This window comes from Mesorhizobium sp. Ca11, from assembly GCF_020165275.1.
Taxonomy (GTDB): Bacteria; Pseudomonadota; Alphaproteobacteria; order Rhizobiales; family Rhizobiaceae; genus Mesorhizobium.
This window is the reverse complement of sequence record NZ_JAIUHU010000010.1, coordinates 122,219-137,564: the sequence shown is the minus strand read 5'-3', so window position 1 is coordinate 137,564 and position 15,346 is coordinate 122,219. Positions and strand designations below refer to the sequence as shown.

At 64.4% G+C, this 15,346-nt stretch carries 14 protein-coding genes; 10 read left to right on the top strand and 4 right to left on the bottom strand.

The genetic code is table 11. The features are described from left to right. Nucleotides 1–34 precede the first annotated feature (34 nt). Nucleotides 35–1,009, bottom strand: a complete 975-nt coding sequence (gene gcvA, locus LB538_RS19125; RefSeq protein ID WP_095768121.1) for a transcriptional regulator GcvA — start codon at nt 1,007–1,009, stop codon at nt 35–37. Nucleotides 1,010–1,222: 213 nt separating this feature from the next. Between gcvA and speB the strand changes: the two genes are divergently transcribed. The 4 genes from speB to LB538_RS19105 all read left to right on the top strand — a co-directional run bounded on the left by speB (nt 1,223) and on the right by LB538_RS19105 (nt 4,601). After that, nucleotides 1,223–2,278, top strand: a complete 1,056-nt coding sequence (gene speB / locus LB538_RS19120; RefSeq protein ID WP_224531636.1) for an agmatinase — start codon at nt 1,223–1,225, stop codon at nt 2,276–2,278. Between the two features lie 141 nt (nt 2,279–2,419). Next, nucleotides 2,420–3,220 carry a transporter substrate-binding domain-containing protein gene (locus tag LB538_RS19115; RefSeq protein WP_224531634.1) on the top strand — a complete coding sequence of 267 codons (801 nt, stop codon included), beginning with the start codon at nt 2,420–2,422 and terminating at the stop codon, nt 3,218–3,220. Nucleotides 3,221–3,288: 68 nt separating this feature from the next. After that, nucleotides 3,289–3,957: an amino acid ABC transporter permease gene (locus tag LB538_RS19110; RefSeq protein WP_224531632.1), complete on the top strand. Its 669-nt coding sequence runs from the start codon at nt 3,289–3,291 to the stop codon at nt 3,955–3,957. Continuing rightward, nucleotides 3,954–4,601 (top strand): amino acid ABC transporter permease, encoded by a 648-nt coding sequence (locus LB538_RS19105; protein ID WP_224531630.1) that lies wholly within the window; start codon nt 3,954–3,956, stop codon nt 4,599–4,601. The genes LB538_RS19110 and LB538_RS19105 overlap by 4 nt, the downstream gene beginning before the upstream one ends. 40 nt (nt 4,602–4,641) lie before the next feature. Here LB538_RS19105 and LB538_RS19100 read toward each other — a convergent pair whose 3' ends face one another. Next, nucleotides 4,642–6,045: an MATE family efflux transporter gene (locus LB538_RS19100; protein ID WP_224531627.1), complete on the bottom strand. Its 1,404-nt coding sequence runs from the start codon at nt 6,043–6,045 to the stop codon at nt 4,642–4,644. A 243-nt stretch (nt 6,046–6,288) separates the two neighbouring features. Here LB538_RS19100 and LB538_RS19095 point away from each other — a divergent pair, with 243 nt between their 5' ends. From LB538_RS19095 to LB538_RS19070, 6 genes are all read left to right on the top strand, one after another. Next, nucleotides 6,289–7,206 carry an AraC family transcriptional regulator gene (locus LB538_RS19095; RefSeq protein WP_140846401.1) on the top strand — a complete coding sequence of 306 codons (918 nt, stop codon included), beginning with the start codon at nt 6,289–6,291 and terminating at the stop codon, nt 7,204–7,206. Nucleotides 7,207–7,484: 278 nt separating this feature from the next. Continuing rightward, nucleotides 7,485–8,759: an ABC transporter substrate-binding protein gene (locus LB538_RS19090; RefSeq protein WP_140846400.1), complete on the top strand. Its 1,275-nt coding sequence runs from the start codon at nt 7,485–7,487 to the stop codon at nt 8,757–8,759. A gap of 100 nt (nt 8,760–8,859) precedes the next feature. Then, complete coding sequence (locus tag LB538_RS19085; RefSeq protein WP_224531626.1) at nt 8,860–9,726, top strand: carbohydrate ABC transporter permease; 867 nt, start codon at nt 8,860–8,862, stop codon at nt 9,724–9,726. After that, nucleotides 9,705–10,550 carry a carbohydrate ABC transporter permease gene (locus LB538_RS19080; protein ID WP_224531623.1) on the top strand — a complete coding sequence of 282 codons (846 nt, stop codon included), beginning with the start codon at nt 9,705–9,707 and terminating at the stop codon, nt 10,548–10,550. The genes LB538_RS19085 and LB538_RS19080 overlap by 22 nt, the downstream gene beginning before the upstream one ends. 14 nt (nt 10,551–10,564) lie before the next feature. After that, complete coding sequence (locus LB538_RS19075) at nt 10,565–11,611, top strand: NAD(P)-dependent alcohol dehydrogenase (RefSeq protein ID WP_224531618.1); 1,047 nt, start codon at nt 10,565–10,567, stop codon at nt 11,609–11,611. A 3-nt stretch (nt 11,612–11,614) separates the two neighbouring features. After that, nucleotides 11,615–12,700 carry an ABC transporter ATP-binding protein gene (locus LB538_RS19070; RefSeq protein ID WP_224531616.1) on the top strand — a complete coding sequence of 362 codons (1,086 nt, stop codon included), beginning with the start codon at nt 11,615–11,617 and terminating at the stop codon, nt 12,698–12,700. Nucleotides 12,701–13,060: 360 nt separating this feature from the next. Here the strand turns inward: LB538_RS19070 and LB538_RS19065 are convergent, their stop codons facing one another. Together LB538_RS19065 and LB538_RS19060 are read right to left on the bottom strand one after the other, a co-directional pair. Next, nucleotides 13,061–14,647 (bottom strand): FGGY-family carbohydrate kinase, encoded by a 1,587-nt coding sequence (locus tag LB538_RS19065; RefSeq protein ID WP_224525731.1) that lies wholly within the window; start codon nt 14,645–14,647, stop codon nt 13,061–13,063. Continuing rightward, nucleotides 14,644–15,327, bottom strand: a complete 684-nt coding sequence (locus LB538_RS19060) for an HAD family hydrolase (protein ID WP_224525733.1) — start codon at nt 15,325–15,327, stop codon at nt 14,644–14,646. The genes LB538_RS19065 and LB538_RS19060 overlap by 4 nt, the downstream gene beginning before the upstream one ends. Nucleotides 15,328–15,346 lie beyond the last annotated feature (19 nt).

The following is a 15,346-nucleotide window of genomic DNA, read 5'->3' as shown; positions in this document are numbered from 1 at the left end:
GGCCCGACAAAAAGCAGCTATGCAAGTCCAGCCATCAGGACGCGGTCCTGGCGCCTATGACCTTGAGGGCGGGGCGTTTTCTGCGGCTCGGCACGCGGCCGGCGACCGGCGCATCGGCGCGGGCCTCGTCCTGCTCCTTCTCGGCGAACAGCCAGTCGATGAAGAGCTGAACGATCGGCGCCGAGCGCATCTCGTTGCGGCAGACGACGTAGAAATCGTCGACCGCCGGAACCGACAAACTGAAGGGCGCCACGAGCATGCCCCTGGCGAGCAAGGCGCGCGCGGTGACGGAATCGCCGAGCGCCACACCATGGCCGTGCACGGCGGCCTCCGTCGCCATGCGGGCATCGCCCAGACGGTGGCGGCGGCCGCGTTCCAGATCGAGCGCGTCGGCGGCGGCCAGCCAGGTGTGCCATTCACGGCCATCGTCGCCATGCAGGAAGACGTGGTCGGCGAGGTCGCGGACGCTGCGGATCGGGCGGTTGTTGATCAGCGTCGGACTGACAACCGGAAACAGCTCCAGGCCGGACCACTTGCGTATCCAGCAGTCGCTCCAGCTGCCGTCGCCATAATGCACGCAGACGTCAATGTCCGCGGCGCGGATGTCTTTGGGATCGTTGGACGGGATCAGCGTCAGCTGGATGTCCGGATATTGCGCCGTGAAGGAGCCGAGCCGCGGCGTCATCCAGAGCAAGAGCAGCGCCGGCACGCAGGACACCGACAGCGCGCCGGCGCTTGCCGGCCGCGTCATGCGCTGGGTGGCGGCGGCAATGCCCTCGAAGGCGGCCGATACCGCCGGCAGGAACTCCGCGCCATGGGGCGTCAGCTTCACGCGCTGCCCGCTGCGCTCGAAGAGCTTTACGCCCAGCGACTGCTCGAGTGCCTTGATCTGGTGGCTAACGGCGCCGTGCGTGACATTGAGCTCACCCGCCGCCTTGGTCAGCGAGGCGTGCCGCGCCGTGGCCTCGAAGGCGCGCAGAGGGTTCAGCGGCGGCAGGCGCTTGGCCATGAGGGGCTCCTCCTTTGTGAGATTTTCTCACAGCCAAGACCCTAACAATATCAATTGATTTTTCAAAGCGGCTGCCCGACACTTTTGTCCGGAAACAGCTTCAAGAGACGTGGAATCCGCAACGCAGCGGCGGACAGCGATCCAGCCGGACAACAGGCTGGCTTGGCAAATCGCCCATACGGGCAGCGCTGCAGGCAGGCAGGAGGACCGGACATGGGTTACGATCGCGGCAAGCTCGAAGCGTTGCGCCGCAAATATGGCGAGAGCCATGGCGGCGAGATGTTCGACCCGAAATTCCGCAAGGTGGCCGACAAGATCTTCAACAAGTCGGGCACACGCCTCGCCCCCTATTCCGGCATCCCGACCTTCCTCGCCGCGCCCTACCGCGAGATCGCGGCCGACAATCCGGATTTTGGCGACCTGCAGGTGGCGATGATCGGCGTGCCGATGGATCTCGGCGTCACCAACCGTCCCGGCTCGCGCTTCGGGCCGCGCGCGTTGCGCGCCATCGAGCGCATCGGCCCCTACAATCATGTGCTGGAATGCGCGCCGACGCATGAGCTGCGCGTCGCCGATATCGGCGACACGCCGTTCCGCAGCCGCTACCGGCTGGAGATCAGCCACGAGGACATTGAAAAGCGGACCAATCAGATCGTCGACGCCGGCGTGCTGCCGCTCTCCGTCGGCGGCGATCATTCGATCAGCCATCCGATCCTGAAGGCGGTCGGCAAGAAGACCCCGGTCGGCATGATCCATATCGACGCCCATTGCGATACCAGCGGGCTGTTCGACATGACCAAGTTCCACCATGGCGGACCGTTCCGCAACGCGGTGCTGGACGGCGTGCTCGATCCGTCGCGCACGATCCAGATCGGCATCCGCGGCTCGGCCGAATATCTGTGGGAATTCACCTATGAGTCCGGCATGACCGTCGTGCATGCCGAGGAGGTGACCGGGCTCGGCATCCCGGCCATCATCGAGAAGGCGCGCAAAATCGTCGGCGACGGCCCGACCTACATCTCCTTCGACGTCGACAGCATCGATCCGGCCTTCGCGCCCGGCACCGGCACGCCGGAAGTCGGCGGGCTGACGACGCGCGAGGTGCTCGAACTGCTGCGCGGCCTGAAGGGTCTCAACATCGTCGGCGGCGACGTGGTCGAGGTGGCGCCGCAATATGACGCGACCACCAACACCGCCCATGTCGGCGCCCAAGTCCTGTTCGAGATTCTGAGCCTGATGGTGTTCAGCCCAGCGATCAAGAAGGGCTGATGCCTCGCGCAATTCCGGACGGAAGCTATGGCCAAGGCGCAAAGCCTAAACCGCGTTCTTCCGGAATTGCTCTCCCAACACGACCGCCGCGCTGGAGCCGGCGGCCGGTTTCAACAACAAGCTTCCAGCAGGGGAATAACAATGTTACTTCGCAACGCACTGAAATCCGTAATCACAGCGGCGATGATACTCAGCGCTGCCGGCCTCGCCACGCAGGCCAAGGCGGACGCCGTCGACGACATCACCAAGGCCGGCGCCATCAATGTCGGCATCTTCTCGGACTTCCCGCCCTTCTCCTCGGCCAGCGCCGATATGAGCATCAAGGGCTATGACATCGACGTCGCGCAGGCGATCGCCGATACACTCAAGGTGAAGCTCAACCTGGTCAGCGTCACCGGCCAGAACCGCATCCCTTATCTCACCGACAAGCGTGTCGATATCCTGATGAGCGTCGGCTACTCCAAGGAGCGCGAGCAGGTGATCGATTTCGCCGCCGCCTACGCGCCCTACTACATCGCCGTCATCGGCCCGGCCGAGCTTGCCGTCAAAGGCAAGGAAGACCTCGCCGACAAGTCGGTCGCCGTCAATCGCGGCACGCTTGAGGATACCTCGCTGACCCAGGCAGCACCGGCTTCGGCCGACATCCGCCGCTTCGACAACTACAATTCCGTCATCCAGGCCTTCATCTCCGGCCAGACGCAGCTGATGGTGGTCGGCAACGATGTCGGCGCCCAGGTGCTGGCCAAACAGGATGCGCTGAAGCCGGAGCAGAAATTCCAGCTGCTCACCTCGCCCTCGCATATCGGCCTCAACAAGAATGAAGACCGGCTTAAGAAGGCGGTGAACGACGCCGTCGCCAAGATGCTGGCCGACGGCAAACTTGACGAGAGCTCGAAGGCCTGGCTGAGGACGCCGCTCAATCCGGACAACCTCAAGGATTGATCTCCAGAGCGGCTCAGTCCACGACAAAGCGCCGAGCCGCTCCGCCTGTTCCAACAAGGTCAATCGCCATGGGCTACAGCCTCGACTTCGGCTGGCTTGCGGGCGCCGTGGGCGCGATCACGCGCGGCGCGGCGACGACGATCCTTCTGATCGCCGTCACCACGCTGGCGGGCACGTTCCTCAGCATCCTCGGCGCGGCCGGCAAGAGAAACGGCCCGAAGCCGCTTCAGCTGGCGATCGGCATCTATGTCGAGGTGATGCGCAACACGCCATTCCTGGTGCAGCTGTTCTTCATCTTCTTCGGGCTGCCCACGCTCGGGATCAGGCTCGACCCGATCCTTGCCGCGATGCTGGCGATGACGCTCAACATGGCAGCCTATACGATCGAGATCGTCGGCGCCGGGCTCGACGCCGTGCCGCGCGGCCAGAGTGAAGCCGCGCTGGCGCTCGGCCTCAGGCCCCGCCAGGTGTTCGTCAAGATCGTGCTGCCGCAGGCGCTGAAGGTGATCTATCCGGCGCTGACCAGCCAGATCGTCATCATGATGCTGGAATCGGCCGTGGTGTCGCAGATCGCGGTGCGCGAATTGACCTACGAGGCCGACATGCTGCAGGCGCGCACTTTTCGCGCCTTCGAGACCTATTTCGTGGTGACGATGGTGTATCTCGGCCTGTCCATGGGGCTGCGCCGGCTGCTGGTCGGCGGCGGCCGCCGTGTTCTGGGGGCGGGCGTGTCATGATCGAATTCACCTTCTGGGACATCGTTCGCAACCTGCTGCTCGCCGCGCGCTGGACGGTGCTGCTGTCGCTCGCCGCCTTCGTCGGCGGCGCGCTGGTCGGGCTGGTGGTGCTGTTCTTCCGCATCGCCAAGAACAACTGGGTGAAGCGGATCGCCTCCGGTTATATCGCACTGTTCCAGGGCACGCCGCTCTTGATGCAGCTCTTTTTGATGTTCTTCGGGCTGCCGATGCTGGGGTTGCGTATCGAACCGTGGACGGCAGCGGCGCTCGGGCTCACTTTTTTTGCCAGCGCCTATCTGGCCGAGATCTGGCGCGGCGGCGTCGACGCGCTGCCGCGCGGCCAATGGGACGCCGGCGCCAGCCTCGGGCTGCATTATCTGCAGGAGCTCAGGCTGATCATCCTGCCGCAGGCCTTCGCCATCACCCGCGCGCCGACCGTCGGCTTCCTGGTGCAGCTCATCAAATCGACGGCGCTGACCTCAATCATCGGCTTCGAGGAACTGGTCAGGACTTCCAACGCCATCAACAATGCGACCTTCGAACCGTTCAAGGTCTACGGGCTTGTGGCGCTGATCTTCTTCGTCATGTGCTTCCCGCTGACGCAATACGCACGGCGCCTGGAGCAACGTGCAGGGGCGCGCTGAGCCGCCAAAAGGCCGCCGACCGGACCGCAGCCTTTGTCGATCAATGCCCGAAGGCGAGCTGCGGCGCGATGCGGTCGCGCCGGAGCCAGCGCGCCAGGAGCAGCGCCGCCACCACGGCCAGTCCCGAGGCCAGGCCGATCCAGATGCCGACGCCGTTGAGGCCGAAATGGAAGGCGAGCAGCACGCCGAGCGGCAGGCCGACGCCCCAATAGCCGATCGCCGCATAGATCATCGGCACCTTGGTGTCGTGCAACCCGCGCAGCATGCCGGCCGCGACCGCCTGGGCGCCGTCGAAAATCTGGAACAGCGCCGCGAACCCAAGGAAGGACACGGCAAGCGTGATCACCCTGGCATTGGCCGGATCGGCAAGATCGATGAAGGCGCCGATCAGGAGATGCGGCCACAGGATCATCACCAGGCCCATCAGCGCCATGAACGAGACGCCGATGACGAAGGCCGTCCAGCCGGCACGCGAAACGCCTTCGGGGTTGCCGGCGCCGTGCGCCAGGCCGACCCGAACCGTGACCGCCTGGTTGAGCCCGAGCGGCACCATGAAGGAGATAGAGGCGATCTGGATGGCGATCGCATGGGCGGCCAGCGAATCCGCATCGATCAGCCCCATGAGCAGGGCGGCCGCATTGAAGATCGTCACTTCGAAGGCAAGGATGCCGGCGATCGGCAGGCCGAGCCTGAGCAGGCCGCGGAAGCGCGGCCAGTCGGAGCGCCAGAAACGGCCGAACAGACGGTAACGGCGGAACTTCTTCTCCCTGATCACCACCGCCGCCAGGCCGACGAACATCAGAATGCTGGACAGAGCGGTGGCGAGGCCGGAGCCAGCAATGCCCATCGACTTGACGCCGAGATTGCCGAACATGAACACCCAGTTGAAGAAGGCGTTGCTGGCGACCGCGACGAAAACGATGATCAATGCCCAGCCCGGGCGCTCCAGGGCCGAGATGAAGGAGCGCAGCACGATATAGCCATAGAAGGGCAGCACCGCCCATTGCAGCCAATGCAGATAGATGCCGGCCTCATGCGCGAGCTCCGGCTTCTGGCCCATGGCCAAAAGTACCGCTTCGCCATGCCAGAGAAAAATCCAGATCGGGATCGAGATGAGGATCGCCAGCCACAGGCCCTGGCGCACGGTGCGGCGCAGGTCGCGCACCGAATGGCGGCGACGGCCGAGCTCGGTCGCCATCATCGGCGAGGTCGCCAGCATCAGGCCGAGGCCGAAGATCAGCGGCATGAAATAGAGATTGGAGCCGAGCGCGCCGGCGGCGAGCGTATCGGGCCCGAGGCGGCCCATCATCATGACGTCGGTCGCGGTCATGGCGGTCTGGCCGAGATTGGTCAGCACCATCGGCCAGGCGAGCGCGATCGTTGCCCTGATTTCCTGACGCCAAAGGTTTTCCGGCGCGCGAGCGCCGGCTTCGATCGCAGACATTGTTCCGCTCTTTCAGAACACGGCGCGTCGGCCAAAGGGCCGGAAGCCGCACAACAATGGCGCAAAATGGCGCCATTTGCGTCGCCTTGTGAACGAAATGCGACATGTTGGCAAGGGACGAGCCCCGGCTAGCGATTGATCCAGGCGGAGCCGGGATTCCGCGACGCCTCTTTCATTTGCCGGCCGGGGGCTGCTACGGATGCCCTGGCATATTAAGCCGGCGCGCCATGCCGGGAGGAACGAATGCCGTTCAGGCGCAGAAAGAACACAGCCGCGATCCCGCGCACGGCGCCCGCCTTCGAGCACATCGTGACGGAGGCGAGCGAGAGCTTCCTGTGGCGGCTGGACGATTATCCGTGGGAGCGCAATGTCTGGAATTTCCATCCCGAATACGAAATCCATCTCTTGCGGAAATCGTCCGGCGTCGTGCTGGTCGGCGACCATATCGGCGAGTTCGGGCCGGGCTATCTGACCATCGTCGGCGGCGGGCTGCCGCATGACTGGGTGACGGCGGTGCAACCCGGCGAGCTTATCGAAGGCCGCGATATCGTGCTGCAATTCGATCCCGAGCGGCTGCGCGGCTCCTCGGGGCTGCTGCCGGAGCTGCGCGAGCTGGAGCCGTTCCTGGAACGCTCGCTGCGCGGAATGGTCTTCCATGGCCAGACGGCGCTCGACGGCGCCGAGCTGATGGAACGAATGGGCGAGGTGCATGGGCTGGCAAGGTTCCGCATGTTCCTCGAACTGCTGGACCTTCTGGCCACCACCCAGGAATACGAGCTTCTGTCGTCGCCGGATTTTTCCCCGCTTCTCGACGCGGAATCGCTGGATATTATCCAGCGCTCGCTGACCTATCTGTTCCAGCACTTTGCCGAGGATCTGAAGCTGCCGGAGGTGGCGGCGTTGGCCGGGATGAGCGAAAGCACTTTCTCGCGCTTCTTCCAGAAGAACACCGGCAACTCGTTCAGCGACCATGTCGCCAAGCTCAGGCTCTGGCAGGCCTGCAAGCTGCTTGCCGACACCGAGATCCCGATCACCGACATCTGCTTCCAGGTCGGCTATATGAACATCTCGAACTTCAACCGCGCCTTCCTGCGCAAGCACAAGATGACGCCGTCATCCTACCGCAAGCTGTCACGGCAGCGGCTGACGCTGCGGGCCTGATTTCGCCACCTAGCTTTTGTTTCATCGCAATTCCGGACGGAAAACCGCTGCGCACCTTTCCTGGAATTGCTCTAATCGTACTGATACTCATGTGACGGACAGACTCTGCCGGTGCCATTTTTTGCGCCGCACAATGCATAAAAGTACAGGTCTGCTGCAACGGGGCTTCTAGTCTCGCCCCTTCCAACTCCTCATTTTGGCGGCGGGTCGCAGTCATGCGGGCGACGGTGAGGGTCGCTTAGCCCGCGGACTTGCTTGTTCCTGGAGGAGAAACATCAATGAAATCAACCCGGCTCGCTGCCAGCCTCGGTGCAGCTTTCGTGCTTACCGCTTCCGTTTCAACCGCAGCACTGGCGCAAGCGCCGGTCTGCTCGGCGCCGGTCAAGGTGCTGGCGCAGCCGCGCGACGGGCTGACGCTTCTGGAGGACTCCAAGGACGAGTTCAAGAAGTTGTCCGGCGCCTCGTTCCAGATCGACTATCTCAACGAGAACGACCGCCGCGCCAAGTCGCGCGCCGACGCCTCGACCGTCGGCAACTACAATGTCTACTATGTCGACGAGGCGAACGTCGCGCTGTTCGCTTCCTCGGGCTGGATCGCGCCGCTGACCGATTATTATCCGGCTGAATACGATTTCGCCGATTTCGATCCGGGCCGCCAGAAGGTCGCCACCTATGACGGCAAAGTCTGGTTCGCGCCGCTGACCGGCGGCGGCGACCTGATGGTCTATCGCAAGGACGTGCTGGAGGCCGCCGGCATCCAGCCGCCCAAGACGCTGGACGAGCTGATCGCCGACGTGCCGAAGCTGACCAATGCCGACAAGGGCATGTACGGCATCGCGCTGCGCGGCGCACGCGGCTCGGGCGCCAATGTCTGGCGCTGGATGCCGTTCTTCAAGGCTTATGGCGGCAAGTGGTTCGACGGCGACAAGCCGGCTTTCAATTCGGACGCCGCCGTGAAGGCGACCGAGGCTTATTTGAAGCTGTTCAAGGACTCGGCCCCCGGCACGCAGACCGGCAGCTGGGACGAATCGACCGGCGCCTTCCTCTCCGGCCAGGTCGCCATCCTCGTCGAATCGACGCCGCTGTCGGGCATGGCGGTGGACCCGAAGACCTCGCAAGTGGTCGGCAAGGTCGGCTTCCTGCCGCCGCCTTCGCCGCTGCCGGGCGGCGGCTATGGCCATGGGCTTGCCATCGGCACCAAGGCCAATGCGGATGACGCCGCGAAGAAATGCGCCGGCCTGTTCATCGCCTGGGCGACGTCGAAGGAGAACGAGAAGCGCCGGCTCGACGCGCACCAGTTCGGCGAGTTGAACCGCACCAGCGTGCTCTCCAGCAAGGAATTCGCCGACATCTACGGTGCCGATCTCGGCAAGGCGCTGGCCGACACCGGCAAGGTGACGGCGGTGAATTTCTGGCAGGATCCGCGCTGGCCGGATCTCGGCGACCGCTGGGGCATCATCCTGGAAGAGCTGGTCACCGGCACGCGCACCGACATCAAGGGCGGCCTCAACGAGCTCGAGGCCTATGCCAACGAGCTGGTGAAGAAGAAGTAATCCTCCCGCCCGCGGGGCGCGGTTCGCGGCATTCGTCCGAATGCCGGAACCTGCGCGCCGCGGGACGTTCACCAGACAGCAGTAAAAATCCGAGGAGGCCATGCGCCGACGCTCTTCCCTGCCGGTCACATTTCTGGTTCCGACTTTAGCCATCCTTCTGGTGCTGTCGATGGTGCCGACGCTCTATGCCATCGTCATCGCCTTGCAGAATCGCGAGCTGAGCACGACCGGTTACTCATGGGTCTGGTTCTCGAACTTCGCCGATCTCTTCCTCGACCGCCGCTTCCTCAACGCCGTCTGGGTTTCGGTGAAATGGGAGATCGTCACCGTGGTAGCGACGATGGTGGTGGCGATCGGGCTGGGTGTGCTGATGTTCGAGGTCGCCGGCCCACGCCTGCGCAATTTCTATTGCCTCCTGTTCATCATCCCGGTGCTTCTGCCGCGCGTCTCGGCCGCCTTCGTCTGGAAGTTCGCCTATCACCCGCTCTACGGCATCGCCACCTATCCCTACCGGCTGATCACCGGCGGGCTGATCTTCGATCCGCTGTCCAAGCCGGGCACCGCATTGTTCGCGGTCGCTTCGGTGGATGTTTGGCAGTGGGGGCTGTTCTTCGCCGTCATCGTGCTGAAGCTGCTTGAAACCTTGCCGCCGCAGCCGATCGAGGCGGCCAGGCTCGACCACGCCAAGCGTTGGCAGATCCACGCCTACGTCACCTTGCCCATGCTGAAGGCGCCGCTGATCAGCCTGATGTTCGTCAAGATGATCGAGTCGCTGCGCTCCTTCGACCTGATCTATGTGATGACGCGCGGCGGGCCGGGCGTCGCGACCGAAACGCTCGACATGTACGCCTTCTCGCAAGGCTTCATCGAGTCCGGCAAGGTCTCCTACGCATCGGCCATGGCGGTGCTGATGATGATCGCGACGGTCATCACCTTCACCATGCTATGGAAGCGGGTGCAGGCATGAAGCCATATCCGATAAGACCGGGCCGTCTGGTCGCCAAGGCCATCCTGGCGCTGGCCGGGTTCCTGGCCGTGTTCCCGCTTCTGTGGACGGCGCTCAACGCGCTGAAGAACAATGTCGACATCATCACGCGGGTGCCGAAGGTGATCTTCACGCCGACGCTGGCCAACATCGGCTACATCCTCGGCCGCGACAGCGTGCTGACCGGGCTCTACAACTCGGTCGTCGCCTGCGGTTCGGCGGTGCTGATCGGCGTCGTGCTCGGCCTGCCGGCGGCCTACGCGGTGGCGCGCTATCCCAACCGCTTCGCCGGCGACATCCAGTTCTTCGTCCTGTCGCTGCGCTTCCTGCCGCCGGTGGCGGTGGCCATCCCGCTGATGGTGACCTGGCTGCAGGTCGGGCTCTACGACACTTTGCCGGCGCTGATCGTCACCTATTCGCTGCTGACCATATCGGTGATCATGTGGCTCGCCATTCCCGCCTTCCAGGGCGTGCCGAAGGAGATTGAGGAGGCGGCCTTCGTCGACGGTTACGGCGCTTATGCCGTCTTCTGGCGGATCGCGCTTCCCGTCGCGGCGCGCTCGCTGATCGGCGCCATCGCCTTCAGCTTCGTGCTGGTCTGGAACGAGTTCCTAATCGCGCTGATGCTGTCGAGCTCCAACGCCAAGACGCTGCCGATCGTGGCTTCCGAGCTCTCCCAGCAAGGCATGAACGTGCCGTGGGGAATCCTCAACGCCTCGGTCGTGCTTCTGTCGCTGCCGCCGCTTTTGTTCCTCGGCGTTTTGAGCGGCTTCCTGAATTCCGTTTTCCGGCAAAAGAAAAGTTGATGCGAGGATACCCGATGCGGGCACTGGTGCTTGAGAAAAAAGGCGAACTGTCGCTGCGCGAGATCGCGCTGCCGCAAGACGTCGGGCCGGACGATGTCAGGATCGCCATCCACACGGTCGGGGTCTGCGGCAGCGACGTGCACTACTACACGCACGGCGCCATCGGCAGCTATATCGTGCGCGAGCCCATGGTGCTCGGCCATGAGGCTTCGGGAACCATCGTCGAGGTCGGCGCCAATGTCACGAATCTCAAGGTCGGCGACCGCGTCTGCATGGAGCCAGGCGTGCCGAACCTTTCATCGCGCGCGACCAAGCTCGGCATCTACAATGTCGACCCGGACGTCCGCTTCTGGGCAACGCCGCCGGTGCATGGCGTTCTCGCGCCCTACGCCGTCCATCCGGCGGCCTTTACCTACAAGCTGCCGGACAATGTCTCCTTCGCCGAGGGCGCGATGGTCGAACCCTTCGCCATCGGCATGCAGGCGGCGGCGCGCGCGCGCATCGTGCCCGGCGATGTCGCCGTCGTCGTCGGCTGCGGCCCGATCGGCATCATGATCGCGCTCGCCGCGCTGGCGGGCGGCTGCGCAAAAGTGCTGATCTCGGACTTCTCCGCGCCGAAGCTTGCGATCGCCGCCCAGTATCCTGGCATCGTGCCGGTCGATATCGGCAAACAATCGCTGGTCGACGCGGTGCGGGCGGCCACCGACAATTGGGGCGCCGACATCGTGTTCGAGGCGAGCGGCAGCCCGAAGGCCTTCGCCAACCTGTTCGACGTGGTGCGGCCAGGCGGCGCGGTGGTGCTGGTCGGCCTGCCGGTGGAGGCGGTCGAGCTCAACGTGCCGGCGGCGATTTCCAAGGAAGTGCGCATCGAGACCGTGTTCCGCTATGCCAACATCTTCGACCGCGCCCTGCAGCTCATCGCCTCGGGCAAGGTCGACCTCAAGCCGCTGATCACCGGCACCTATGATTTCTCCGAGAGCATCAAGGCGTTCGAGCGCGCCGCCCAAGGCAAGCCGCAGGACGTCAAGCTGCAGATCCTGCTGACCGGCGAGAAGGGCTAAGGCATGTCCGCGATCGTTTGCTCCCATGTCGACAAGGCCTATGGCGCCACGACCGTCATCCGCGATCTCAACCTCGCGATCGAGGAACATGAATTCGTCGTGTTCCTGGGGCCGTCCGGCTGCGGCAAGTCCACGCTTCTTCGGATGCTGGCCGGGCTGGAGGATATCAGCGGCGGCGAGGTGTCGATCGGCGGCAAGGTGGTGAACGATCTCGAGCCGGGCGACCGCGGCATCGCCATGGTGTTCCAGAATTATGCGCTCTATCCGCATATGACGATCTTCGACAACATCGCCTTCGGATTGAAGCGGCAGAAGGTGCCGGCGAACGAGATCAGGCAGCGGGTCGAGGCGGTCTCGAAGACGCTCGGGCTGGAGCCCTATCTCGGCCGCAAGCCGACCGAGCTTTCCGGTGGCCAGCAGCAGCGCGTGGCGATCGCGCGCGCCATGATCAAGACGCCGAAAGTGTTCCTGTTCGACGAGCCGCTCTCCAATCTGGACGCCAAGTTGCGCAACCATATGCGCGTCGAGATCGCCAGGCTGCACCAGTCGCTGAAGACCACCACCGTCTACGTCACGCATGACCAGCTCGAGGCCATGACGCTGGCCGACCGCATCGTGTTGCTGAAGGATGGCGTGATCGAGCAGATCGGCTCGCCGGCGGAGATCTATCGCCGTCCCGGCAATCTGTTCGTGGCCGGCTTCATCGGAACGCCGAACATGAATTTCATCGACGTGACGGTCGGCAAGGGCAAGGATGGCTGGACTCTGACCGGTGCGGGGACGGTGCTGTCGCTGCAAGGCGGCGACTTCCATCTGCAGCACGGCGATCGCGTTGTGCTCGGCATTCGGCCTCCGGATCTGAAGACGGCGCACGCCGGCACGGCAAACCTTTTACAAGGCACCGCCGATCTCATCGAGTTCCACGGCAATGACGCGCTGGTGACCTTCGGCTCCGGCGGCAAGGAGATCAGCGCGCTGGTGCCGGCGCGCGAATGCCCGGAGTTGCGCGCGCCGGTACGCTACACGTTCGAGGAAGAGAGCATCCATCTGTTCGACGCGGAGACAGGCAAGTCGCTGCGCAAGCAATAGGCAATTCCGCCCGGAATTGCCTAGGGACGCGCACAGTTCCAAGCGGCTGGTCTTTGCCGTAGTGTGCATGGCAGCTTGGCACATGCATTGTCTAGCGCAGCGCTGGTCGACCCCCACTCCGTCTCGGCTTCGCCGAGCCACCTCTCCCCCGATCGACGGGGGAGAGGAAAGGCGCCAAGCTTTTTAGCCATCAACTGTCGTCCAGCAAGGCTCCCTTCCTTTCCCTCCGGAGGGGGAAAGGTGGCGCTGCGAAGCAGCGACGGATTGGGGGAACCACGTGGCAATCAAGCCTCGGCCTGATCCGTCACGCCCGTCACAGAAGATGTGTGCATGGCGTAGCCGGAATTGCGTTGATGGAAGCTACCCGATCGCGTCGAGCGCCTGCCGCTGGCGGTGCATTTCGAGGAAGATCCGGTAGTCGCGGTCGAAGCGGGCGCCGGCTTGCTTGTTGGGGGCGCGCGTCCTGCCGCCCTGCTGCATGGCGACGCAGGCCGCGTTGAGCTCAGGGTAGAGGCCTGCGGCGGTCGCCGCCACCATGCCGGTGCCGAGCAGCACCGCCTCGTCGGCCAGCGGCTCGACCACCGTGCAGCCGGTGGCGTCGGCGTAGAGATCCATCAAAAGCGGGTTCTTGGTGTGGCCGCCGGTGACATGCAGCGTGTCGATCAGATAGCCGTTCTCGTTCAGCGCCTCGAGCACATGGCGCACGCCGAGCGCGATGCCGACGGCGGTGCGCCAGTAGAGCTTGCACAGGCTGTCGAAGGAGGAATCGAGCGTCAGGCCGCTGATGACGCCGACGGCGTGCGGGTCGGCGAGCGGCGAACGGTTGCCGTGGAAATCCGGCAGCACATGCAGCCTTGCCGCCAGCGCGTCGCCATCCTCGGCGCGCAGCTCGGCGACGCGCCTGGCGATCTTCATATGCATGGCCGCGTCCGGCTCGCCGCCGGCGCCATGCCAGCGGATGATGTGGTCGAGCAGCGCGCCGGTGGCCGACTGGCCGCCTTCCGACAGCCACAGCCTCGGCAATGCCGCGCCGTAATACGGTCCCCACACCCCGGCAAAGGGCTGCGGGTCTTGCGACATCGCCATGACGCAGGACGATGTGCCGGCGATCAGCGCCAAATGCCGGCTGATGTTCCTCTCGTCGCCGGCAAAACCGCCCAAAACGCCGAGCGCGCCGGCATAGGCATCGATGACGCCGGCGCCCACCCGGCATTTTTCGGTGAGGCCGAGCTCGGCCGCGGCCTTCGCCGTCAGCGGACCGATATCGGCGCCGACCGGGCTTGCCTTTTCCGGCAGATTGCCGTGCTCGAACAGGTCGCCGAGGCCGACCAACTCGAAAAAATCGCGCCGCCAGCTTTTTTCCTCATGCGCGAGATAGGTCCATTTCGCCGTCAGCGTGCATTGCGAGCGGGCGAGCGAGCCCGAGGCCTTCCAGGTCAGGAAATCGGCAAGATCGAATAGATAGCCAGCTTCATTCCATGTCTTCGGCAGATGACGCTTCAGCCACATCAGCTTCGGCGTTTCCATCTCCGGCGACATAACACCGCCGATATAATCGAGCACGGCGTGGCCGCTCGTCGTGCATTCATCGGCCTCGGCGATGGCGCGGTGGTCGAGCCAGACCATCGTGTCCCAGCGCTTCTCGCCCGTGACCGATACGCTGATCTGGCCGCCCTGCCTGTCGCGCGCGACCAGCGAGCAGGTCGCGTCGAAAGAGATGCCGGCGATATCGCCGGCGGCGACGCCGGATTTTTGGAGCGCGGACCGCACGGATTTGCACACCGCCGACCAGATATCTTCCGAATCGTGCTCGGCATGATCGGGCTTGGGCTGATGCATGGCGATCGGATGATCGGCGCGGCCGAGCAGGTTGCCGCGCGCGTCGAGAATGCCCGCGCGGGCGCTCCCGGTGCCGACATCGACCGCGCAAACGAAACTCTTGATCAAGATGCTTTTTCTCTCGCTCCCAGGCCTGCAATCAAATCGGGCAATTGCAGCATGTCAGCGAATATAAAGTCCGGTTCCGTCGACGCAAGCCGCGCCTTCAGGGCGGGATTGGAAGCATGCGAGCCGCCGGTGAAGGCAAAGACGTACATGCCCGCCGCGCGGGCGGCGGCAACGCCGGCCGGGCTGTCCTCGATGACCAGACAATTGCGAGGACGCGCCTGCATGCTTGCCGCGGCATGAAGGAAAAGGTCGGGCGCGGGCTTGCCGCGTTCGACCATGCTGGCGCTGAACAGATGCGGCTCCAGCAGCGGAAGCAGGCCGGTGACGTCGAGCGCATAGCGGATGCGCTCCAGCGTGCCGGACGACGCGACGCAGAAGGGCCGGCCGAGCTTCGGCAGCACCTCCTTGACGCTTGGGATCGGCTTCAATTCCTCACGGAATTTGCGCATCAGGTCGACGCGCATGGCGGTCAGATGCCGGTCGCTGATATCAAGCCCGAAATCGCGGCCGAGGATCTCGCGCACACTCTTCATGCTCTTGCCCAGGAAATGCTCGTAGGCGGCATCCTCGCTGACCGTGCCGCCGGCCAGCTCGATCATGCCGAGCAGCGCCGAGACCGAAAGCGCCTCGCTGTCGACCAGCACGCCGTCACAGTCGAAGATGACCAGTTCCGGCGTCATCGAAGCGGCTTCCGGCGGC